This is a genomic window from Aeromonas molluscorum (assembly GCF_051376105.1).
Lineage (GTDB): Bacteria > Pseudomonadota > Gammaproteobacteria > Enterobacterales > Aeromonadaceae > Aeromonas > Aeromonas molluscorum.
In genome coordinates this window covers 675,001-696,222 of the sequence record NZ_JBPQCY010000002.1, presented here as the reverse complement: position 1 = coordinate 696,222, position 21,222 = coordinate 675,001, and the positions used below count along the sequence as shown (strand labels likewise).

The 21,222-nt window shown below is 58.1% G+C and carries 16 protein-coding genes, 2 rRNA genes and 1 riboswitch (1 of these 19 only partly in view); of the genes, 8 read left to right on the top strand and 10 right to left on the bottom strand.

The features are described from left to right. Window positions 1-269 precede the first annotated feature (269 nt). From ACSMDR_RS13830 to ACSMDR_RS13815, 4 genes are all read right to left on the bottom strand, one after another. Window positions 270-422 (bottom strand): hypothetical protein, encoded by a 153-nt coding sequence (locus tag ACSMDR_RS13830; RefSeq protein ID WP_005899309.1) that lies wholly within the window; start codon window positions 420-422, stop codon window positions 270-272. Window positions 423-533: 111 nt separating this feature from the next. Further along, window positions 534-1,643 (bottom strand): MJ1255/VC2487 family glycosyltransferase, encoded by a 1,110-nt coding sequence (locus tag ACSMDR_RS13825; RefSeq protein WP_436468622.1) that lies wholly within the window; start codon window positions 1,641-1,643, stop codon window positions 534-536. After that, on the bottom strand, window positions 1,640-2,143 hold the full coding sequence (locus tag ACSMDR_RS13820; RefSeq protein WP_436469326.1) for a phosphatase PAP2 family protein: 504 nt from the start codon (window positions 2,141-2,143) through the stop codon (window positions 1,640-1,642). Before ACSMDR_RS13820 ends, ACSMDR_RS13825 begins: the two co-directional genes overlap by 4 nt. Window positions 2,144-2,272: 129 nt before the next feature. Then, window positions 2,273-2,896: a TetR/AcrR family transcriptional regulator gene (locus ACSMDR_RS13815; protein WP_436468621.1), complete on the bottom strand. Its 624-nt coding sequence runs from the start codon at window positions 2,894-2,896 to the stop codon at window positions 2,273-2,275. Window positions 2,897-3,305: 409 nt separating this feature from the next. Between ACSMDR_RS13815 and leuA the strand changes: the two genes are divergently transcribed. The 5 genes from leuA to ACSMDR_RS13790 all read left to right on the top strand — a co-directional run bounded on the left by leuA (window position 3,306) and on the right by ACSMDR_RS13790 (window position 9,057). Beyond that, a complete protein-coding gene (gene leuA / locus ACSMDR_RS13810; protein WP_436468620.1) occupies window positions 3,306-4,868 on the top strand; it encodes a 2-isopropylmalate synthase in 1,563 nt (520 codons plus the stop codon). Beyond that, window positions 4,865-5,950, top strand: a complete 1,086-nt coding sequence (gene leuB / locus ACSMDR_RS13805; protein ID WP_436468619.1) for a 3-isopropylmalate dehydrogenase — start codon at window positions 4,865-4,867, stop codon at window positions 5,948-5,950. The genes leuA and leuB overlap by 4 nt, the downstream gene beginning before the upstream one ends. Window positions 5,951-5,972: 22 nt before the next feature. Beyond that, window positions 5,973-7,370 (top strand): 3-isopropylmalate dehydratase large subunit, encoded by a 1,398-nt coding sequence (gene leuC / locus ACSMDR_RS13800; protein WP_436468618.1) that lies wholly within the window; start codon window positions 5,973-5,975, stop codon window positions 7,368-7,370. Between the two features lie 15 nt (window positions 7,371-7,385). Beyond that, a complete protein-coding gene (leuD, locus tag ACSMDR_RS13795) occupies window positions 7,386-7,985 on the top strand; it encodes a 3-isopropylmalate dehydratase small subunit (RefSeq protein ID WP_436468617.1) in 600 nt (199 codons plus the stop codon). Window positions 7,986-8,103: 118 nt separating this feature from the next. After that, entirely contained in the window at window positions 8,104-9,057 is a 954-nt protein-coding gene (locus tag ACSMDR_RS13790; RefSeq protein ID WP_436468616.1) for a transglutaminase-like domain-containing protein, read from the top strand. 93 nt (window positions 9,058-9,150) lie between these two features. Here ACSMDR_RS13790 and ACSMDR_RS13785 read toward each other — a convergent pair whose 3' ends face one another. Continuing rightward, window positions 9,151-9,441 carry a PilZ domain-containing protein gene (locus ACSMDR_RS13785; RefSeq protein WP_436468615.1) on the bottom strand — a complete coding sequence of 97 codons (291 nt, stop codon included), beginning with the start codon at window positions 9,439-9,441 and terminating at the stop codon, window positions 9,151-9,153. Window positions 9,442-9,524: 83 nt separating this feature from the next. Beyond that, a riboswitch (TPP riboswitch) is annotated at window positions 9,525-9,615 on the top strand. Window positions 9,616-9,658: 43 nt separating this feature from the next. On the opposite strand from ACSMDR_RS13785, the gene thiB reads away from it, so the two are divergent. From thiB to thiQ, 3 genes are all read left to right on the top strand, one after another. Then, window positions 9,659-10,648 carry a thiamine ABC transporter substrate binding subunit gene (gene thiB / locus ACSMDR_RS13780; RefSeq protein WP_436468614.1) on the top strand — a complete coding sequence of 330 codons (990 nt, stop codon included), beginning with the start codon at window positions 9,659-9,661 and terminating at the stop codon, window positions 10,646-10,648. After that, window positions 10,624-12,249 (top strand): thiamine/thiamine pyrophosphate ABC transporter permease, encoded by a 1,626-nt coding sequence (gene thiP, locus ACSMDR_RS13775; RefSeq protein WP_436468613.1) that lies wholly within the window; start codon window positions 10,624-10,626, stop codon window positions 12,247-12,249. The genes thiB and thiP overlap by 25 nt, the downstream gene beginning before the upstream one ends. Before the next feature lie 77 nt (window positions 12,250-12,326). Continuing rightward, window positions 12,327-13,034, top strand: a complete 708-nt coding sequence (gene thiQ, locus ACSMDR_RS13770) for a thiamine ABC transporter ATP-binding protein (protein ID WP_436468612.1) — start codon at window positions 12,327-12,329, stop codon at window positions 13,032-13,034. Window positions 13,035-13,101: 67 nt separating this feature from the next. Here the strand turns inward: thiQ and ACSMDR_RS13765 are convergent, their stop codons facing one another. From ACSMDR_RS13765 to ACSMDR_RS13745, 5 genes are all read right to left on the bottom strand, one after another. Beyond that, complete coding sequence (locus ACSMDR_RS13765; RefSeq protein ID WP_005908442.1) at window positions 13,102-14,472, bottom strand: PhoH family protein; 1,371 nt, start codon at window positions 14,470-14,472, stop codon at window positions 13,102-13,104. Window positions 14,473-14,690: 218 nt separating this feature from the next. Continuing rightward, window positions 14,691-15,383, bottom strand: a complete 693-nt coding sequence (locus ACSMDR_RS13760) for a TSCPD domain-containing protein (protein WP_436468611.1) — start codon at window positions 15,381-15,383, stop codon at window positions 14,691-14,693. 10 nt (window positions 15,384-15,393) lie between these two features. Continuing rightward, the gene (locus ACSMDR_RS13755) at window positions 15,394-17,541 is read right to left on the bottom strand and encodes an adenosylcobalamin-dependent ribonucleoside-diphosphate reductase (protein WP_436468610.1); all 2,148 of its coding nucleotides are present in this window, start codon (window positions 17,539-17,541) and stop codon (window positions 15,394-15,396) included. A 633-nt stretch (window positions 17,542-18,174) separates the two neighbouring features. Beyond that, window positions 18,175-18,289, bottom strand: a 5S ribosomal RNA gene (gene rrf / locus ACSMDR_RS13750). 124 nt (window positions 18,290-18,413) lie between these two features. Then, window positions 18,414-21,222: ribosomal RNA gene (locus ACSMDR_RS13745) — 23S ribosomal RNA — on the bottom strand (it continues 81 nt past the right edge of the window).

Genomic DNA, 21,222 nt, shown 5'->3' with positions numbered 1-21,222 from the left:
AGCGCGATAGTTGAAAAATAGGGTTTGTCCATCATACCCCCACAAAAGGGGGTGAAAAACCAAGTTAACCCGCTTCCCCCGGCTTGTCCACGGCTTTATCTGACAATAACAGTCATAAATTTCAAACAGATATTAACATTTAGTGAGTGGGTCGAAAAAAATGGCATCATTGGCTGGGTATGTCGCAGTGACCTAGTGGATCCTGCTAAAGAGGAATTTATTGGCAGGGGAATGCCCATCCCACCGGGATGGGCATTAGAGGGGATTACCTAGGGATTGTCCTCCGGTTCGGCCAACCAGATCTGCTGATCAGGGTCAGTCTCCTCGCAGACGGAGATACTGACTCCCATATCAAGCAACTCATGGAGAGTCAGACCATCTGCCAGGTTCATCACTTCACCGTTCTCATTGGTAAAACGCATCTTGCTTATCCTCAGCTAGGGGTCACTCATCAGTCTAGCTTATGGGAGTGTCAACACCGCCCGAGCAGTGAACTCTGGCCATGGCTGCCAGCCATGAGCCTCGTTGATGAACTATTTGACACTGCCAAGCTGAGATAACCAGGTCGTGCCAATGGACTCCCCTCCTTCCAGCTCGCTCAGTCGATCGCCAACCTCTTCTGGAAAGAGCGCCTTGGCCCAGAGCCGCCGGGACAAGCTGGCCAACGTCTCCTCGGCCCCCTGAGCTAACCAGAGCGCCAGGGCCGTCGCTACATCCGGATAGAGTATCGGCCCAGGCTGCGGCGCATCGAGCCAGTTGCGCACGGCATTGGCATCCAGGCTGTCCATCAGCTGCGCCAGTCCCATCAGCTCCAGGGTCTTGCCGTTCGTCAGTTGTTCGAACTGGCCACCAAGGGGCTTGACCAGCAGCTTCTTGCCCAGGGTCAGCGCCTCCGATGCAAGCTCGAAGCCGGCATTGGAGATGACACCGCGACAACCACAGAGCTGGGCCTTGAAGCCATCCCTGGCCGGTGGCTCGAAGCGGATGTTGCGCCACTGGGTAGTCGTGGTCACCCCGGGATGGAAACAGACGAACCGATGCTGGCTAAACCGTGACAACAAGGCAGCGATGGCATCTTGCTGCTCGAAGGGCAGGTAGACCAGGATGCTGTGATTGTCAGGGGTCGGACGCATGGCATCGACGATAGGGGGTAATAAAGGGAAACCAAAGTGGAACCAGTGCAGCCCCAACGATTGCTGGACAGGGGCATAGTGGCGCATCAGCTGCTGGCTGAGTCGGTTCTCGCCCCAACGGGGGACTGGCCAATGGAAGCTGGCCTGATGGCTGATGCTGAGGCTCGGCATCCCTTGCCGACGCGCAGCATGCGCAGTCAGGGGCTCGAAGTCACTGATGACAAGGTCATAGCGGCCACAATCCAGCCCCTTGAGATCCTGCCAGAAGCGTATTGGTGCCAGCTGGCGCACCGTGTTCCAGGGGCTGACCTGTCCTTCCCGGGTGACGAAGCTGAGCCCCCCGAAGCTGCGATAGTCGCCGAATGCCTCCATCTCGAAGTAACCGTCACGGGCACGGCCACTGAATAGGTAATCTACCTCTATCCCCTGCGCGGCCAAGGCCCGTGCCAGGGTGCGACTACGACTGATATGACCATTGCCCGTGCCCTGAACCCCGAACAGTATTTTCATCCCTGGCCCCAGCCCAGAGCCAGGCTGGCACAGCTGACCCCCAGCAGGGCACCAGCGAGCAGATCGCTGCCATAGTGCACACCCAGCAGCAACCGCGAGGCCGCCACCATGCCAGCCCAGGCAAACAGTGAGCCGGCCCATTCGGGGTAGCTGGCCGCCAACACCGTCGCCATCAGGAAAGCGGCCGCAGTGTGGCCCGAGGGCAGGCTGTAGCGATCGGAGGGGGTGATGAAGACCGGTAACCCGCTGGGACGAGCCCGTTTCAAGCTGTTCTTGAGTAGCAGGTAGAGGGGCAGTTCCAGAGCAAAGGCGAGCAGCGACGTCTCCACCGCCCCCTGGCCGCGCGCACCTTGCTGCCAAAGCAGCAGGGCCAGCAACAGATAGAGGGGGCCATCGCCACTGTGGGAAACGATGCGACTGACTCGGGCCAGTGTTCGATTATAGGGATGAAGCAAGCAGAGCTGACACACCCGCAGATCCCATTGCTGGATTTTATTCATCACCCTGGCCTCCTCATTATCCTTGAGTACCAGATTGAGGCGCTGGTATGACAAACAGGTGAATAGGGAGTAACAGATTAATGAAAAAGGGCCCTGGGGCCCTTTTTCATCATGGTGATCTCGAATGCATCAGTTCAGATTGGGGCGCAGGCCAGACTCCATCAGGCGGCAGTTGTGGTTCGCCAGTCGGGCCATGAACTGTTCATCAACCTTGAGACCAAATACCTGCTCATAGAGCTCCTTCATCACGAAGGGCTGCCACATCATGCTGAGGAAGGAGACCTTCAGCATCTCGGGATCCGCATCGGCATTGAGTTCGCCGTTATCCTTCATGGACGCCAGCAGGGCGTCAAACTGAGGCATTTGCCGCTCCAGGAGACGGCTCAGGACAAAATCCCGTCCCGGGCTCTTCTCACTGGATAAGGCACTGGAGATGGCAGAGGTCAGTTCGCTGTTTGGCGCCATCACCTGATAGTAGGTGCTGAGCAGATCGTTGAGACTGCGGTGGCTGCCCTCATCTTGCCAAGCTTGTTCCAGCGGCTCGGCGACATCCCCCAGCACCGCCTGATAGAGACCCTCTTTGCTACCGAAGTAGTAATGGATCATTGCCAGGTTGGAGCCTGCTCGCTCGGCAATCTCACGGGTGGTGACCTTGCTGTAAGGAGTGCTCAAGAAGCGCTCTCGAGCAGCTGCGAGCAACTTGTCACGAATGTCAGAACGTCCAACCGGACGACCGGGTCTACGTTTTTCCATGAAATACCTCGAATGAATGCGCGAAAGGCTGATAAGTCGATACGTTTGTGCAGGTGATCGAGTACAGCAGGAATGACCGGATAATCGAGCAAGGACCGAACATGGGACAAGGAAATTTGCACTCCTTTACAATTCGATTAAATAACGCAGGGGATCCCATGGGTAAAGTCAGGTTGACACAGGATAAAAAACTCGATATTGGTAAAGCATGACTGACTGGAAGGATTGTTCACCTCATGGGTATTGCCGCTCAACGACTACTAAGCTCCCTAATCGCGACATGTCGCGCGGGAACCTTGTAGCCGGGCTCAGGCAAAGCCGGTCATTACAAAAACCCGTGCAACCTGCACGGGTTTTTTTATGCCAATAGCAGGATGCACACCAAAGCACTTAGGAAGAGGGAAAACAGATGTCAAATCGAGTGATCATATTCGATACCACCTTGCGTGATGGTGAGCAGGCATTGGCGGCCAGTCTGACGGTCAAGGAGAAGCTGCAGATAGCCCTGGCCCTGGAGCGGCTCGGTGTCGACGTCATGGAAGTGGGTTTCCCCGTCTCCTCCCCGGGCGACTTCAACTCGGTGCAGACCATAGCCCGCCACATCAAAGACAGCCGAGTCTGCGCCCTGGCCCGGGCCCTGCCCAAAGACATAGATGCCGCCGGGGAAGCCTTGAAAGCCGCCGAGGCGTTTCGTATCCACACCTTCATCTCCACCTCCTCCATCCATGTTCAGAGCAAGCTGAAAAAGAGTTTCGAAGATGTACTGGAAATGGGTATCAGCGCGGTCAAGCATGCCCGCCGTTACACGGACGATGTAGAGTTCTCCTGCGAGGATGCGGGCCGCACTCCGATCGACAACCTGTGCCGCATGGTCGAGGCCGCCATCAAAGCTGGCGCCCGCACCATCAATATCCCGGATACCGTGGGTTATACGGTGCCGACCGAGTTCTCCGGCATCATCCAGACCCTGTTCAACCGGGTGCCCAACATCGACCAGGCCATTATCTCGGTGCACTGCCACGACGATCTGGGCCTGTCGGTGGCGAACTCCATCGGTGCCATCCAGGTGGGTGCCCGCCAGATAGAGTGCACCATCAACGGCATAGGCGAGCGGGCCGGCAACTGCTCCCTGGAAGAGGTGGCGATGATCCTGAAGACCCGCGCCGATTTGCTCGGGGTACACACCAACATCCGCCACAACGAAATCCACCGCACCAGCACGCTCGTCAGTCAGATTTGCAACATGCCGGTGCAGCCGAACAAGGCCATCGTCGGCGCCAACGCCTTCTCCCACAGCTCCGGCATTCATCAGGACGGCGTGCTCAAAGCCAAGAACACCTACGAGATCATCACCCCCGAGAGCATTGGCTTGACCCAGAACAGCCTTAACATGACCTCTCGCTCCGGTCGCCACGTCATCAAGCACCGCATGGAGACCATGGGCTACGCCGAGAGCAGCTATGATCTCGACCATCTCTACGACAGATTCCTCACCCTGGCCGACAAGAAGGGGCAGGTATTTGACTATGACCTGGAGGCGCTGGCCTTCTTCAGCCAGATCCACGAAGAACCTGAACACTTCAAGCTGGAATACCTGGGCGTGCAGAGCGGCAGCTCGGTACTGGCCACAGCGTCAGTCAAGCTGAAGGTAGGTCAGGAGACCATCAGTGAAGCCGCCACCGGCAATGGTCCTGTCGATGCCGTCTACCAGTGCATCAACCGCATCACCGGCTACGAAATTCGCATCGACAAATATGAACTCAAAGGCAAGGGTGAGGGCAAGAACGCCCTCGGCCAGGTCGACATAGTGGCCGAATACAAGGGACGCAAGTTCCACGGCATGGGCCTTGCCACCGATATCATCGAGTCCTCGGCCCAGGCGCTGATCCATGTGATCAACAGCATCTGGCGCGCCGATCAGGTCGCCGAGCAGATGGGACGCAATAACAATATCAAGACGGAGACAGTATGAGCAGTTATCGGATCGCAGTATTGCCGGGTGACGGCATTGGCCCGGAAGTGATGGCCGAGGCTATCAAGGTGCTGGACAAGGTGCAGGCCAAGTTTGGCTTTTCCCTCGCCTATGACCGCCATGACGTGGGTGGCATCGCCATCGACAACCACGGCTCTCCCCTGCCCCAGGGCACCCTCGATGGGTGCGAAGCAGCCGACGCCGTGCTGTTTGGCTCGGTAGGCGGCCCCAAATGGGAGCACTTGCCGCCACAGAGCCAACCGGAACGTGGCGCCCTGCTGCCCCTGCGTGCCCACTTCAAGCTGTTCTGCAACCTGCGCCCGGCCCGTATCTACACCGGATTGGAGCAGTTCTCTCCCCTGCGTGCCGACATCTCGGATCGCGGCTTCGACATCGTCTGCGTGCGTGAACTGACCGGCGGCATCTACTTTGGTCACCCCAAGGGCCGCGAGGGCGAAGGTGCCCACGAGAAGGCATTCGACACCGAGGTCTACCACCGCTTCGAGATAGAGCGTATCGCTCACCTTGCCTTCCAGGCGGCAAGAGTGCGCCGCAGCAAGGTCACCTCCATCGACAAGGCCAACGTGCTCGCCTCCTCCATACTGTGGCGCGAGGTGGTGACGCAAGTCGCCCACTCCTACCCGGACGTGGCCCTCAGTCACATGTATATCGACAACGCCACCATGCAGCTCATCAAGGATCCGTCCCAGTTCGACGTGCTGCTCTGCTCCAACCTGTTTGGCGACATTCTCTCCGACGAGTGCGCCATGATCACCGGCTCCATGGGACTGCTCCCCTCCGCCAGCCTGAACGATGCCGGTTTCGGCTTGTTCGAACCTGCAGGCGGATCTGCGCCGGACATCGCAGGCAAAGGGATCGCCAATCCCATCGCCCAGATCCTCTCCGCCGCCCTGATGCTGCGCTACAGCCTCAAGCAGGAAGAAGCGGCCCTGGCCATTGAAAAGGCCGTGGCAGAGGCCCTGGCCGAAGGTTACTTCACCGCCGATCTGCATCAGGCCGATGCCCATCATCCGGTGCAGAGCACGGCCGCCATGGGCTCCCAGATAGCCGCGCGCATCTAAACATCAGGAAGGAGTGAGCAAGATGGCAAAGACCCTCTATCAGAAAGTATTCGACGCCCATGTGGTCCGTGAAGTCGCAGGCGAGACGCCCCTCATCTATATCGACCGCCACCTGGTCCATGAAGTGACCAGCCCGCAAGCCTTCGATGGTCTGCGCGCCATGAATCGCCCCCTGCGTCGCCCGGACTTGACCTGGGCCACCATGGATCACAACGTCTCCACCACCACCAAGGACATCGCTGCCTCCGGCGAGATGGCCCGCATCCAGATGGAAACCCTTGCAGCCAACTGCAAGGAGTTCGGTGTTCGTCTCTACGATCTCAACCACAAGTATCAGGGCATAGTCCACGTGATGGGGCCTGAGCTGGGCATCACCCTGCCTGGCACCACCATCGTCTGCGGCGACTCCCACACCGCCACCCACGGCGCCTTTGGCTCCCTGGCATTCGGTATCGGCACCTCGGAAGTCGAGCATGTGATGGCCACCCAGACCCTGAAGCAGGGCCGGGCCAAGACCATGCGTATCTCTGTCAACGGCAAGCTGAGCGACGGGATCAGCGCCAAAGACGTGGTGCTGGCCATTATCGGCAAGGTCGGCGCTGCCGGTGGTACCGGTTACGTGGTGGAGTTCGCAGGCGATGCCATTACGGGTCTCTCCATGGAAGGACGCATGACGGTCTGCAACATGGCCATCGAGCTGGGTGCCAAGGCGGGCATGATAGCCCCGGATCAGACCACCATCGACTACATCCGCGGCAAGGAGTTTGCCCCCACCGGCGAGGCGCTGGCGCAGGCCATCACCTACTGGCAAACCCTCAAGAGCGATGCCGATGCCAGATTCGATGCCGAAGTGGTGCTGGACGCCGCCGACATAGCGCCGCAGGTGACTTGGGGTACCAACCCGGGCCAGGTGATCTCCGTCAATGACCCCATTCCGGATCCGGACTCCTTCACCGATCTGATGGAGCAACAGTCCGCCCGCAAAGCACTGGCTTATATGGATTTGCAACCGGGTCAGAAGCTCAGCGATGTCACCATCGACAAGGTGTTCATTGGTTCGTGCACCAACAGCCGTATCGAGGATCTGCGTGCCGCCGCCGCCATCGCCCAAGGTCGCAAGGTTGTCGCCGGGGTGCAGGCCCTGGTCGTACCGGGCTCCGAGCAAGTGAAGGCCCAGGCCGAGTCTGAAGGACTGGACAAGATCTTCATCGAGGCTGGCTTCGAGTGGCGTCTGCCTGGCTGCTCCATGTGTCTGGCCATGAACAACGACCGGCTGCAACCGGGGGAGCGCTGCGCCTCCACCAGCAACCGCAACTTCGAGGGTCGCCAGGGTCGCGCCGGCCGCACCCATCTGGTGAGCCCGGCCATGGCCGCCGCCGCCGCCGTTACCGGTCGTTTCGCCGACATTCGCGCGCTGTAATTGGAGATCAACAAGATGACAGGCTTCAAGCAACACCAAGGGATCGTCGTCCCCCTCGACAGCGCCAACGTCGATACCGACGCAATCATTCCCAAGCAGTTTTTGCAAAAAGTGAACCGCATCGGTTTTGGCAAGCACCTTTTCCACGACTGGCGCTTCCTCGATGATGCGGGCCAGCAGCCCAATCCCGAGTTCGTGCTCAACCAGCCGCGCTATGCCGGTGCCAGCATCTTGCTGGCCCGGGAAAACTTCGGCTGCGGTTCGAGCCGTGAGCACGCCCCCTGGGCACTGGCGGATTACGGCTTTAAAACCCTGATCGCCTCAAGCTTTGCCGATATCTTCTATGGCAACGCTATCAACAACGGTCTGGTACCTGTTCGGTTGAAAGAAGAGGAGGTGGATGTCCTGTTCCAGCTGGTTGCCACACAGCCGGGCATCGAAATCGAGGTGGATCTGGAAGCCAATCAGGTGCGTGCCGGTGAGCTCAGCTTTGGTTTCGAGATCGACGAGTTTCGTCGCTATTGCCTGCTCAACGGACTGGATGCCATCGGGCTGACCCTGCAGCACGAGGCCACCATCAGCGCCTTCGAAGCCAAACAACCGAGCTGGATCTGAGTCCGGATACCATGGACCGCAAACAGGCCAGCTGGCACTGAACGCGGTAATATAAACGGGGAGCCTTGGCTCCCCGTTTGTTTGGCCATTCCAACCTCATAGGAGACGATGACCCCCGATGAGCAGACCCCCCTTCGTTTTGACATGGAGACTCGCCCTGCTGTTGAGCCTGAGCGGCGCAGATCAGGTTCTCGCGGCCCAAAGCCACTTTATCAACAGTGCAGGTCTGCTCAAGGTGGGCTGGCAGGACAACAAGGGGGAGCCCCAGCAGCTCAGCTATCAACTGGCCGCCGGCGCCTTGCCGCCACTGATTACCTATCGCCCGGCGCGGATGCAAGAAGAGATCTGGCAGAGCCTGCTGCGCGAGGCGAATGACCAGTTCCCCGAGGTACAGTTCTCCCTCGCAAGGCCCGCATTCGAACTGAGCCTCAAAAGTCGCCATCAGGATAAGGCACAAGCGGCCATGGCCTGGGTGAAGACACGCCGCGCCGAACTGGAGCAGGCATGGCTACGGCAATACTACTTCCAGTACTTCATCCCACCCGATGGCAGCAGAGCCATCAAGCAGGATCATGTGCGCATTGCCCTTGAGAGCCGCAGCGAACTCGCCCCCCTTGCCGATTTGCTCAAACAAAGTGGCGCCACCGAGTTGGAGGCCTATCAGAACACCACGGCATGGGTGCTCGATTTTGTACAGAATATCCCCTACCTGCTGCTCGATGAACCCAGTGGCCGGGGCGGACGGGGTTTGCTGACTCCCCGTCAGGTGCTGGAGCAAAATAGTGGTGACTGCGACAGCAAGGTGACCCTGATGGTCGCATTGCTGGCGCAGCTCTTTCCCGAACTTCCCCAGATCATGGTGTTCGTCCCGGGCCATGCCCTGCTTGGCGTCGCTCTGCCCGTCCAGAGCAACCAGGAGAGCCTGATGTGGGAGGGACAACGCTATCTGTTGATGGAGCCCACCGGTCCAGCCGAGTTGCCCCCCGGCCAGTTGGCAACGAGCAGCAAGGTTCTGGTGGACAGTGGCCAGTTGAGTATTCAGGCGGTACGCCCCGAGGAGGTCGGGGGATAGCGGGGTCGATGGGGTCACTGCATGTCGATCCGGCTTTCGCGCTGCCAGCAGACCGGCGAGGGATGACGAAACGCCCGACTGGCGGGCGCAACGTCAACTGATGGGCAGGAACGCCACCGCCAGCAATGTGCCCTCTTCCGCATCCAGCTCTCGCAGGATGCGCGCCTGGGCCTCGAACGGCGGCAACAGGTTGCTGTGAGTGGCCAGGCTGACCCGGATCGGCAGGCCGAGATCCAGGCTATGTTCGTTGACCAAGATACCCATGCCAGTGGCGCTGAGATCCCGGCAGGTCCCCATCAGCACGGCATCGCCCTGATAGAGGGTGATAGGGGCATTGATAATCATGCGCTGGAAGGCGCGCCTTTCCTTGGTACTGATGATCACGCAGAACTCCTCTCTCGACGGGGGCCTGGCCCGACACACGATTGTGCTGGCCTGCCCCCCAGAAGGTTAATACAATGCGACTCCTTGCTCAAACGGGGTGCGCCCAGGCGCTGAGATGATACCCGTGAACCTGATCCAGATAATGCTGGCGGAGGAATTTGAGGCACGAGACGCACAGCGTCTCCTCATCCGTCGGCACCTCACAGGAGTGCCATAGATGAAAACCATTCTGACTGCCGCCACAGGGCTGCTGATCTCCGTCGCCGCCAGCGCAGCCTCGCCCCAGACCCTCACCGTCTATACCTATGACTCTTTCGCCTCCGAGTGGGGGCCGGGCCCCAAGATCAAGCAAGCCTTCGAGCAGCAGTGTGCTTGCACCCTCAATCTTGTTCCCCTCGAAGACGGGGTCGCCATCCTCAACAGATTGCGCCTCGAGGGGGGCCACGGCAAGGCGGATCTGGTGCTGGGACTTGATGATGCGCTGGTCGCAGAGGCCAAGAAGAGTGGCCTCTTTGCCAAGCATCATACCGATTTGAGCGCCCTCAATGTGCCAGGCGGATGGCAAGACGACACCTTCGTCCCCTATGACTACGGCTACTTCGCCTTCGTCTACAACAAAGACCAACTCAAACAGCCCCCCAAAAGCCTGAAGGAGCTGGTCGAGCGCCCGGATCTCAAGGTGATCTATCAGGATCCGCGCACCTCCACCCCGGGGCAAGGATTGATGCTGTGGATGAAATCCGTCTACGGGGATGAGGCACCTGCGGCCTGGGCCCAGCTTGCCAAGAAGACGGTCACCGTCACCAAGGGCTGGTCCGAGGCCTATGGCATGTTCATGGATGGCGAGGCTGACATGGTGCTCTCCTACACCACCTCACCCGCCTATCATCTGATTGCCGAGCAGAAGAGCCAGTATCAGGCTGCCGCTTTTGCCGAGGGGCACTATCGTCAGGTCGAGGTGGCCGCCAAGCTGGCGGGCGCCAAGCAAGACAAGTTGGCGGATGCGTTCCTGCAGTTCATGGTTAGCCCCGCCTTCCAGCTGGTGATCCCGACCGGTAACTGGATGTATCCGGTGATCAATACCGAATTGCCCAAGGGCTTCGAGCAGATGATGACCCCGGCCAAGACCCTGAGCTTCTCCTCTGATGAGGTGGCGAGCAAGCGCAAGGGCTGGATCCGCGAGTGGCTGCAAGCCGTCACTCAGTGAATCAGACCCGCTCCTATTGGTGGCTACCGGGTCTTGGTGCCACCAGTCTCATCTTGCTGTTAGCCCTGGGGCCCCTGCTGGCCCTGCTATGGCAGGCGGGAACCCTCTCCCTCTCCAGCCTGCTGGCCGATCCCTATCTGCGCCATGTACTGGGTTTCAGTCTGGGACAGGCGTTGCTCTCCACACTGCTGAGCCTGGGTCTTGCCATTCCAGTGGCCCGCGCCCTGGCCCGGCGTCGCTTCCCCGGCCGTCGCTTGCTGCTCAAACTGTTCGGCCTCTCTCTGGTATTGCCAGTCATCATCGCCATCTTCGGCATAGTGGCTGTACATGGCCGCCAGGGCTGGCTGCCTCAGCTGTTGCGTGCTCTCGGCCTGGATCCTGGCAACTATCTGTACGGCCTGTTTGGCATCTTGCTGGCCCACGTCTTCTTCAACATGCCCCTGGCGGCCCGCCTGCTGCTGCAGAGCCTAGAGACCATCCCCGAATCCTCCTGGCGTCTGGCCAGCCAGCTGGGCATGCGCTCCTCACACATCTTCCGCTTGCTGGAGTGGCCGCTCATGCGCGCCGCCCTGCCGGGACTCGCCAGCCTCATCTTCATGCTCTGCTTTACCAGCTTTACCACAGTGCTGGCTCTGGGGGGCGGCCCCAAATCCACGACCCTGGAAGTCGCCATCTATCAGGCACTGCGCTTCGACTTTGATCTCGCCACCGCCGGGGGACTGGCCCTGATGCAACTGCTGTTGACCGCCGCGCTCCTGTTGCTGCAACACAAGCTGCAGACCAGTCCTGCCAGCCGAGTCAGTCGGATACGTACTTGCCTGCGCCCGGACCGCCTGCAGCCCGGTACGCGATGGGTCGACAGCCTGGTGCTGCTGCTTGGTACTGGTATCTTCCTGCCACCGCTGCTGGCCATACTGGTGGCCGGGCTCAATCCAGCCTTGTTCACGGCGCTCACCTCCACCGCCTTGTGGCAAGCCGCGGGTCATTCTCTGCTTATCGCCATCGGCGCCGGCCTGTTCGCCACCCTGCTCGGCTGCACCCTGCTGCTCACCAGTCGCCATCTCAAGGTGCGCAAGCGCAGGCGCCGCGCCGCCGCACTCTGGGAAGCCAGCGGCGCCATGATCCTGATGATACCGGCCGTGGTGCTCAGCACCGGCCTCTTCATTCTGTTCATGCCCTTTACCGATGTCTTTGCCCTCGCCCCCTGGCTGGTCGTGCTGGTCAATGCCCTGATGGCGCTGCCCTATGTGCTGCGCACCCTCTCGGCCCCCATGCAACTGGTGGTGCGCCAATACGACAGATTGGCCGACAGCCTGGGCGTGAGCGGCTTCAACCGCCTGCGTCTGGTGGAACTGCCGCTGCTGCGTCGCCCTCTGGCCCTGGCCATGGCGCTGTCGATGATCTTGTCCCTGGGGGATCTCGGTGCCATCGCCATGTTTGGCAGCCAGAGCCTCACCACCCTGCCCTGGCTGCTCTATCAACAGTTGGGCAGCTACCGCCTGACCGAGGCGGCAGCCACCGCCCTGCTGTTGCTACTCTTGTGTCTTTCTCTGTTCTGGCTGGTAGAGCGGGGGCTTGGAGGGAAAAATGCTGCGCATTGAGACGCTGACCATCTGCTGCTTGTCTGGCCAGCCCTTGGCATCAATGACTGGTCGAACGACACCTTTGAGGGGAAAAAATGCTGATCATCGATGAGCTGGTCACCAGTTACCCGGACTGGCGAGTGAGCTTTAGCGCCCGGCTCGCACCGGGCCAGATAACCGCCCTGATAGGGCCGAGCGGAGCGGGCAAATCAACCCTGCTCGGCATGATTGCCGGTTTCGTGCCGGTTGAATCCGGCGCCCTCACCTTCTGCGGTGAGGATCTGTTGCCTTTGGGACCGGCCGCCCGCCCGGTCACTACTCTGTTTCAGGATCACAACCTCTTCCTGCACCTGCCGGTGTTTGACAACATCGCCATCGGCCTGCATCCAGGCCTGCGCCTCCATCCCGCCCAGCGCCGGCAAGTCACAGAGGCCGCCAGGCGAGTCGGACTCGGTGAGATGCTGACCCGACTGCCCGAGCAACTCTCCGGCGGTCAGCAACAACGCGTCGGCCTGGCCCGCGCGCTGGTACGCGGCAAGCCGCTGCTGCTGCTCGATGAGCCCTTCTCGGCACTGGATCCCGCTCTGCGCCGGGAGATGCTGGCGGAAGTCGCTGGCCTCGCTCGTGAACAGAACATCACCGTGCTCATGGTCTCCCACAACCCGGAAGACGCCGAGCTTATCGCCGATCAGTTGCTGTTCGTGGACGAGGGACGTATCGCCTTGCAGGGGCTGCCCAGCCTGCTGCGCGACTCGGATCACCCAGGTTTACGCCGCTACCTCGGCCTGTCCCGGGGGGCATGATTGGTACAAGTACCAATCATGAAAGAGGGGAGCCACAGGCTCCCCTCTTTCATGTTGAGAATGAACGTCAGAGGTTCTCTTCGGCAAAGGAGGCGAGTCGGCTACGCACCACACCATTGAGATAGATGTTGGCACTGCCCTCGAAATCCTTGAAGCGTTCCACAATGTAGGTCAGCCCCGAGGTGACCGGACTCAGGTAGTTGGAGTCTATCTGGGCCAGGTTGCCGGAGCAGACTATCTTGGTGCCCTCACCGCAGCGGGTGATGATGGTCTTGAGCTGGGAAGCCGTCAGGTTCTGGCACTCGTCCAGCAGTACGAAGGTGTTTTGTATGCTGCGCCCACGCATGAAGTTGACGGATTTGAACTGGATGTTGGCCTTCTCCATAATGTAGCTGAGCGAGCCACTCATGTTCTCGTCCTGCTTGTGCAGCACCTCCAGGGTATCGGTGACCGCCGCCAGCCAGGGCATCATCTTCTCTTCTTCGGTACCGGGCAGGAAACCGATGCTTTCGGCAATTTCAGGGGTGTTACGGGTGACTATCACCTTCTCGTATATCCCCTTCTCTATCACCAGTTCCAACGCCGCCGCCATGGCGAGCAGCGTCTTGCCGCACCCGGCCGGGCCAGTCAGGATAACCAGATCGATATGGGGATCGAGCAGGGCGTCCAGGGCCATGCCCTGATAGATGTTCTTGGGATGTATTCCCCAGGCCTTGCGTGACATCAGCCGCTCGCGGCCCAGATCCCGCAGCCGGATATGCTGATCATCATGGGCAAGTACCCGGGCGGCGAAGAAGTTCTCCTCGTCAATCAGATACTGGTTGACGTGTACATGGTCGAGCAGCTTGGTCTCGACCACATGCACCGTTTCCCGGCCATGGGTCTCGCTCTCGCACTCGCCGACCCGCTCCCAGAAGCTGCCAGGTACCTGCTGGAAGCCCTTGGCGAGCAAGCGGATATCGTCGATCAGCTGATCGGAACGATAGTCCTCCACACGGGATAGACCGGCCCCCTTGGCCTTGAGGCGCATGTTGATGTCTTTGGTGACCAACACCACCTGGCGTTTTGATTCGTGCTTTTGCAGGTAGAGCGCGGCATTGATGATGCGGTTGTCCGCCTCCTTGTCGGTGAAGATCTCGGCATCCTGGGGCAGATGGTGATCGCTGAAGATGGAGATGCGGCCCGATGCCTCGCCAGCCAGCGTCACTCCGCTCGTGATCTGTTCCGGCGTCGCATCGCGGAACACATCTTCCAGGGCGCGGATAGCGACGCGCGCATCCCGGCTCACGTCCTTCTGACGATCCTTGATGTTGTCCAGCTCTTCGAGGACCGTCATGGGGATCAATACGTCGTGTTCTTTGAAGGAATAAATAGCGAGGGGTTCGTGTAACAGAACGTTGGTATCCAGGATAAACAGCTTCCGGTCCGTATTGTCCATAAGCATCCTCCTTGGCACTGGGGGTGCCACGTGTGTGAATCTCAGATGTCATTGAAACCACACGGCCGTGACAGTTTTATTACTCCCAACGCTACGCCCGAATTTACCGACGCGCAACAAATCACTCAACAAGCACAATCAGTTGAACACAAAACAACCAACAAGAAAGCCGGCACACTGGCCGGCTCTTTTCACCCTCACGTTTATCTCTCAGGGGCTCAGCCGCACTTGGAGTCGCCACAGTTGAGGCAAGTCAGGCAGCCATCCTTTTGGACCAGTGCCTTGGTGTGACACTTGTAGCAGAGCGTCGCACTGGCAGGAAAACCGGTTGCCACTTGCTCCTGCGCCTCTTGCCTCTCGGGTTCGGCAGCCCCCTGCAACTCGGCCTGCTTTTTCGCCAGAAACTGCTGCTGATGCTCATCAAGACCGGCAGGAGCAAACATGCCTATTTCGGTTAGATGAGCCTCGATCACGTTGCCAATTTCCGCGATCAAGGAGGGAACGTATTTCCCCTTGTTCCAATAGCCGCCCTTGGGATCGAACACGGATCTCAGCTCCTCCACCAGGAAGGTGACATCCCCGCCCTTGCGAAACACCGCCGAGATGATCCGGGTTAGCGCCACTATCCACTGATAATGCTCCAGACTCTTGGAGTTGATGAAGATCTCGAACGGGCGACGAGCCTCATGAACCGTGCCCTCGTTGAGAATGATGTCGTTAATGGTGATGAACAACGAATGCTCCGAGACATGTTCCGGCGTCTTGAGCTTGTAGGTCGTCCCCATCAACCGCTCCGGGCGCAGCACTGTCTCGTGCATCTGAACCACCTCAGACTCGGCGGCGGGCTCCTGAGGTTCATCACGGGTACGCACCTTGTAGGCGGTAATTTTCTTGTCGATCTTCTTAACCATGGTCATCTTCTCAGAATTTGCCGTAATAGCCTTCTTTCAAGGCGTCATAGAGGTTGGCCGCGGTGTGCAGCTCGCCGTCGTACTCGATCTCTTCGTTACCCTGCGCACTGACAACAGAGCCATCTTCCAGGGTGAATTCATAGCAAGTGTTCGCCAGATCCTGCTCCTTCACCAATACCCCCTGAAACACCTCGGGATTGAAACGGAAGGTAGTGCAGCCCTTGAGACCCGCATCCGAGGCATACATATAGATATCCTTGAACTGCTCGAAGGGGAAATCGGTCGGCACATTGGCAGTCTTGGAGATGGAGGAGTCTATCCAGCGCTGAGCGGCAGCCTGGATATCCACGTGCTGGGTCGGAGTGATGTCATCGGCCGTGATGAAGTAATCCGGTAGACGACTGCGCTCATCGGTGCCATGAGGCATGGCATCGGCATTGATCAATACCCGGTAAGCGAGCAGCTCGAAGGAGTAGACATCGACGCTCTCCTTGCTCTTCTTGCCCGCCCTGATGACGTTGCGGCTGTAGTGATGAGCAAAGCTCGGCTCTATGCCGTTGCTGGCATTGTTGGCAAGGGACAGCGAGATAGTACCGGTCGGCGCTATTGAGCTGTGATGCGTGAAGCGCCCCCCCACCTCGGCAAGCTCGGCGACCAGGGTAGGATCCACCTCGGCCACCTGCTGCATGTAGCGGCTGTAGCGAGCATGCAGCTCTCGCCCCTTGAGCTTGTCGCCCAGCTTGATGCCATCGGCGGCCATTTCGGGACGCAGCCGCAGCATCTTGCCAGTCACTTCAAACTCTTGTTCCATGATGGGAGCCGGCCCCTTCTCCTTGGCCAAGGCCAGGGATTCACGCCATCCAGTCATTGCCAGCTCTTGGGCGACTTGTTCGGTGAAGGCAACCGATGCCGCCGAACCGTAGCGCAGTTGCAACATGGTCAGGGCCGAGCCTAACCCGAGGAACCCCATGCCATGGCGGCGCTTGTTCAGGATCTCTTCACGCTGCTTTGCCAGGGGCAACTGGTTGATCTCCACCACGTTATCCAACATGCGAGTGAAGATGGCCACCACCTCTCTAAAAGCCTGCCAATCAAACTGGGCCGCAGCCGTGAAGGGGTCGCGTACAAACTTGGTCAGGTTGACCGAACCAAGCAGACAGGCCCCATAGGGGGGCAACGGCTGCTCACCGCAGGGGTTGGTAGCGCGGATCTCCTCGCAGAACCAGTTGTTGTTCATCTCGTTGACCTTGTCGATCAGGATGAAGCCTGGCTCGGCATAATCATAGGTGGAGGCCATGATGAGGTTCCACAGCTTGCGGGCAGGTATGCTCTTGTAGACCTTGCAGGCTACCTGACCCAGCTCGTTGAACTGCACTCCCTGCCGGTTTGGCCAATCGCGCCAGACCACTTGCTCGGGATCGTCCAGTACTATCCCATCCTGGCTTATCTCTTGCTGGGTATAGGGGAAGATAAACTGCCAGGGCGCATCCGCCTTCACTGCCGCTACAAACTCTTCGGTGATGAGCAGGGAGAGATTGAATTGACGCAGGCGACCATCTTCACGCTTGGCCTGGATGAAATCGATCACATCAGGATGACGAATATCCATGGTGCCCATCTGGGCGCCACGCCGTCCACCGGCTGACGAGACGGTGAAACACATCTTGTCGTAGATATCCATGAAGGAGAGCGGGCCAGAGGTGTAAGCCCCTGCACCGGAGACGAAGGCGCCACGCGGCCTCAAGGTCGAGAAGTCATAACCGATGCCACAACCTGCCTTCAGGGTCAGTCCCGCCTCGTGCACCTTGGCCAATATGTCATCCATCGAATCTTCTATGGTACCGGACACGGTGCAGTTGATGGTTGAGGTGGCAGGTTTATGCTCGAAGGCGCCGGCATTGGAGGTTATGCGGCCAGCCGGAATGGCGCCCTGACGCAGCGCCCACAAGAAGCGCTCATACCAGGCATCACCATCTTGCTCTTGAGCCGCCAGGGCACGAGCCACTCGCTGGTAAGTCTCATCGATAGAGCCATCGACCGGCTCTCCCTCTTTGCGCTTGAGACGATACTTGCTGTCCCAGATCTCCAGGGATGTCTCCTGTAGCGGAATAAGCGTGGTAAGCCGTTCGTGCTCGCCTACGGGATTGGGTTTTTCCATCAAAAATCACCTTCTGTCATGGTGCCAAGAGCAGCCGTCAACATACCACCTATGGTGTTAACTTTAATTTAAAACACAATATATAGCGTTAAATCTGAAGTCTAGCGCATCACCTGCCGCTAAGGGGGCGCATTCTAACCCAAAAAAACACCCTGGCCAGCCGAGATCGACCTGAGCGTGTTCAATTGATTAATTTAGGTGCAGCCTTGCGATAGCAAGCTCTTGGCAACGGCAGAGTCAGGCTCGCTAACTGGGTTAAAAGGATTCATTCAGGTGTACATAAGGCATGACCTGCCGTGAGAGGAGATTGAGCTAACAAGAATTCATCACCCTGATCGATTAGGCCAAGCGGCTCGGTTTTCACATCGACATGCAGCTGGAAGAGGGGGTGGTGGAGATGCTGCTGCCGTGCGGCGAGTCAGAGGGAGCAGTTTAGATACTATCGGTTCGCTGGCGATGGGCGTCTGGCTCAAGCGCCTGCCACTTCGCGCAAACCGCTACGCCGCGGCACTATCGTGTCAAATCGCAGGCATGAAAAAAGCCCGCTCGTGAGAGCGGGCTTTTAGGGTCTTGCTACCAATAAGAAGCATCTGCTTCTTCTGGCCAATCACATCGCTGTGACTGTAATTAGGAGCCTGGCAGTGTCCTACTCTCGCATGGCGAATGCCACACTACCATCGGCGCTACCGCGTTTCACTTCTGAGTTCGGCATGGGATCAGGTGGGTCCACGGCGCTATGGCCGCCAGGCAAAAACTTCAATCTCGGAAAGCTGACGTGAATAACGACTTCGCTAGTTGCTTGTCACTATCACTGAATTTGTAAGTAGTTCATGCACTTGCTACAAGCACCAGAAACACTTCTTGGGTGTTGTATGGTTAAGCCTCACGGGTAATTAGTATGGGTTAGCTCAACACGTCGCCGCGCTTACACACCCCACCTATCAACGTTGTGGTCTCCAACGGCCCTTTAGGACCCTCAAGGGGTCAGGGATGACTCATCTCAGGGCTCGCTTCCCGCTTAGATGCTTTCAGCGGTTATCGATTCCGAACTTAGCTACCGGGCAGTGCCACTGGCGTGACAACCCGAACACCAGAGGTTCGTTCACTCCGGTCCTCTCGTACTAGGAGCAACTCCCTTCAATCATCCAACGCCCACGGCAGATAGGGACCGAACTGTCTCACGACGTTCTGAACCCAGCTCGCGTACCACTTTAAATGGCGAACAGCCATACCCTTGGGACCGACTTCAGCCCCAGGATGTGATGAGCCGACATCGAGGTGCCAAACACCGCCGTCGATATGAACTCTTGGGCGGTATCAGCCTGTTATCCCCGGAGTACCTTTTATCCGTTGAGCGATGGCCCTTCCATTCAGAACCACCGGATCACTATGACCTACTTTCGTACCTGCTCGACCTGTCCGTCTCGCAGTTAAGCTGGCTTATGCCATTGCACTAACCTCCTGATGTCCGACCAGGATTAGCCAACCTTCGTGCTCCTCCGTTACTCTTTGGGAGGAGACCGCCCCAGTCAAACTACCCACCAGGCACTGTCCGCGAGCCCGATTCAGGGCCCTGCGTTAGAACATCAAACATACAAGGGTGGTATTTCAAGGACGGCTCCACGACAACTGGCGTCATCGCTTCAAAGCCTCCCACCTATCCTACACATGTAGGTTCAATGTTCAGTGCCAAGCTGTAGTAAAGGTTCACGGGGTCTTTCCGTCTAGCCGCGGGTACACCGCATCTTCACGGCGAATTCGATTTCACTGAGTCTCGGGTGGAGACAGCATGGCCATGGTTACACCATTCGTGCAGGTCGGAACTTACCCGACAAGGAATTTCGCTACCTTAGGACCGTTATAGTTACGGCCGCCGTTTACCGGGGCTTCGATCAAGAGCTTCGCTTGCGCTAACCCCATCAATTAACCTTCCGGCACCGGGCAGGTGTCACACCCTATACGTCCACTTTCGTGTTTGCAGAGTGCTGTGTTTTTGATAAACAGTCCCAGCCATCTGGTCACTGCGACTCCCAACTGCTCCATCCGCAAGGGATTTCACTGTCAAGAGCGAACCTTCTCCCGAAGTTACGGTTCTATTTTGCCTAGTTCCTTCACCCGAGTTCTCTCAAGCGCCTTGGTATTCTCTACCCGACCACCTGTGTCGGTTTGGGGTACGATGACTTGTAATCTGAAGCTTAGAGGCTTTTCCTGGAAGCATGGCATCAATGGCTTCACCACCGTAGTGGCTTCGTCTCGTGTCTCAGTGTTGTGTCTCCGGATTTGCCTAGAAACACCACCTACGCACTTTCACCAGGACAACCGTCGCCTGGCCCACCTAGCCTTCTCCGTCCCCCCATCGCAATTACAAGTCGTGCAGGAATATTAACCTGCTTCCCATCGATTACGCCTTTCGGCCTCACCTTAGGGGTCGACTCACCCTGCCCCGATTAACGTTGGACAGGAACCCTTGGTCTTCCGGCGAGGAGGCTTTTCACCCCCTTTATCGTTACTTACGTCAGCATTCGCACTTCTGATATCTCCAGCATACCTCTCGATACACCTTCGCAGACTTACAGAACGCTCCCCTACCACTCACACATAAGTGTGAATCCGCGGCTTCGGTGCCTGGTTTGAGCCCCGTTACATCTTCCGCGCAGGCCGACTCGACTAGTGAGCTATTACGCTTTCTTTAAATGATGGCTGCTTCTAAGCCAACATCCTAGCTGTCTGAGCCTTCCCACATCGTTTCCCACTTAACCAGAACTTTGGGACCTTAGCCGGCGGTCTGGGTTGTTTCCCTCTTCACGACGGACGTTAGCACCCGCCGTGTGTCTCCCGGATATTACTTACTGGTATTCGGAGTTTGCATGGAGTTGGTAAGTCGGGATGACCCCCTAGTCCAAACAGTGCTCTACCCCCAGTAGTATTCGTCCGAGGCGCTACCTAAATAGCTTTCGGGGAGAACCAGCTATCTCCGAGTTTGATTGGCCTTTCACCCCCAGCCACAGGTCATCCCCTAACTTTGCAACGTTAGTGGGTTCGGTCCTCCAGTTGATGTTACTCAACCTTCAACCTGCCCATGGCTAGATCACCCGGTTTCGGGTCTACACCTTGCAACTAGACGCCCAGTTAAGACTCGGTTTCCCTACGGCTCCCCTATACGGTTAACCTCGCTACAAAATGTAAGTCGCTGACCCATTATACAAAAGGTACGCAGTCACCCCGAAGGGCTCCCACTGCTTGTACGTACACGGTTTCAGGTTCTATTTCACTCCCCTCACAGGGGTTCTTTTCGCCTTTCCCTCACGGTACTGGTTCACTATCGGTCAGTCAGGAGTATTTAGCCTTGGAGGATGGTCCCCCCATATTCAGACAGGATGTCACGTGTCCCGCCCTACTCGATTTCACAACAAGGTCGTTTTCATGTACGGGGCTATCACCCTGTATCGCTGGCCTTTCCAGGACCATTCCACTAACTTCCAAGTTGCTTAAGGGCTAATCCCCGTTCGCTCGCCGCTACTAAGGGAATCTCGGTTGATTTCTTTTCCTCGGGGTACTTAGATGTTTCAGTTCTCCCGGTTCGCCTCGTTAAGCTATGTATTCACTTAACGATACCCAGCTTATGCTGGGTGGGTTTCCCCATTCGGAAATCTGTGAGTAATAGCGTCTCTTACCGACTTC

What these genes read in the sequence shown, in the direction of transcription:
- ACSMDR_RS13820 (WP_436469326.1), bottom strand. Translation starts at nt 2,143, where the DNA reads ATGAATAAAATCCAGCAATGGGATCTGCGGGTGTGTCAGCTCTGCTTG.
- ACSMDR_RS13765 (WP_005908442.1), bottom strand. Translation starts at nt 14,472, where the DNA reads ATGGACAATACGGACCGGAAGCTGTTTATCCTGGATACCAACGTTCTG.
- ACSMDR_RS13755 (WP_436468610.1), bottom strand. Translation starts at nt 17,541, where the DNA reads ATGGAAAAACCCAATCCCGTAGGCGAGCACGAACGGCTTACCACGCTT.
- leuC (WP_436468618.1), top strand. Translation starts at nt 5,973, where the DNA reads ATGGCAAAGACCCTCTATCAGAAAGTATTCGACGCCCATGTGGTCCGT.
- ACSMDR_RS13830 (WP_005899309.1), bottom strand. Translation starts at nt 422, where the DNA reads ATGCGTTTTACCAATGAGAACGGTGAAGTGATGAACCTGGCAGATGGT.
- thiQ (WP_436468612.1), top strand. Translation starts at nt 12,327, where the DNA reads ATGCTGATCATCGATGAGCTGGTCACCAGTTACCCGGACTGGCGAGTG.
- leuA (WP_436468620.1), top strand. Translation starts at nt 3,306, where the DNA reads ATGTCAAATCGAGTGATCATATTCGATACCACCTTGCGTGATGGTGAG.
- thiB (WP_436468614.1), top strand. Translation starts at nt 9,659, where the DNA reads ATGAAAACCATTCTGACTGCCGCCACAGGGCTGCTGATCTCCGTCGCC.
- leuB (WP_436468619.1), top strand. Translation starts at nt 4,865, where the DNA reads ATGAGCAGTTATCGGATCGCAGTATTGCCGGGTGACGGCATTGGCCCG.
- ACSMDR_RS13790 (WP_436468616.1), top strand. Translation starts at nt 8,104, where the DNA reads ATGAGCAGACCCCCCTTCGTTTTGACATGGAGACTCGCCCTGCTGTTG.
- leuD (WP_436468617.1), top strand. Translation starts at nt 7,386, where the DNA reads ATGACAGGCTTCAAGCAACACCAAGGGATCGTCGTCCCCCTCGACAGC.
- ACSMDR_RS13760 (WP_436468611.1), bottom strand. Translation starts at nt 15,383, where the DNA reads ATGGTTAAGAAGATCGACAAGAAAATTACCGCCTACAAGGTGCGTACC.
- ACSMDR_RS13825 (WP_436468622.1), bottom strand. Translation starts at nt 1,643, where the DNA reads ATGAAAATACTGTTCGGGGTTCAGGGCACGGGCAATGGTCATATCAGT.
- ACSMDR_RS13815 (WP_436468621.1), bottom strand. Translation starts at nt 2,896, where the DNA reads ATGGAAAAACGTAGACCCGGTCGTCCGGTTGGACGTTCTGACATTCGT.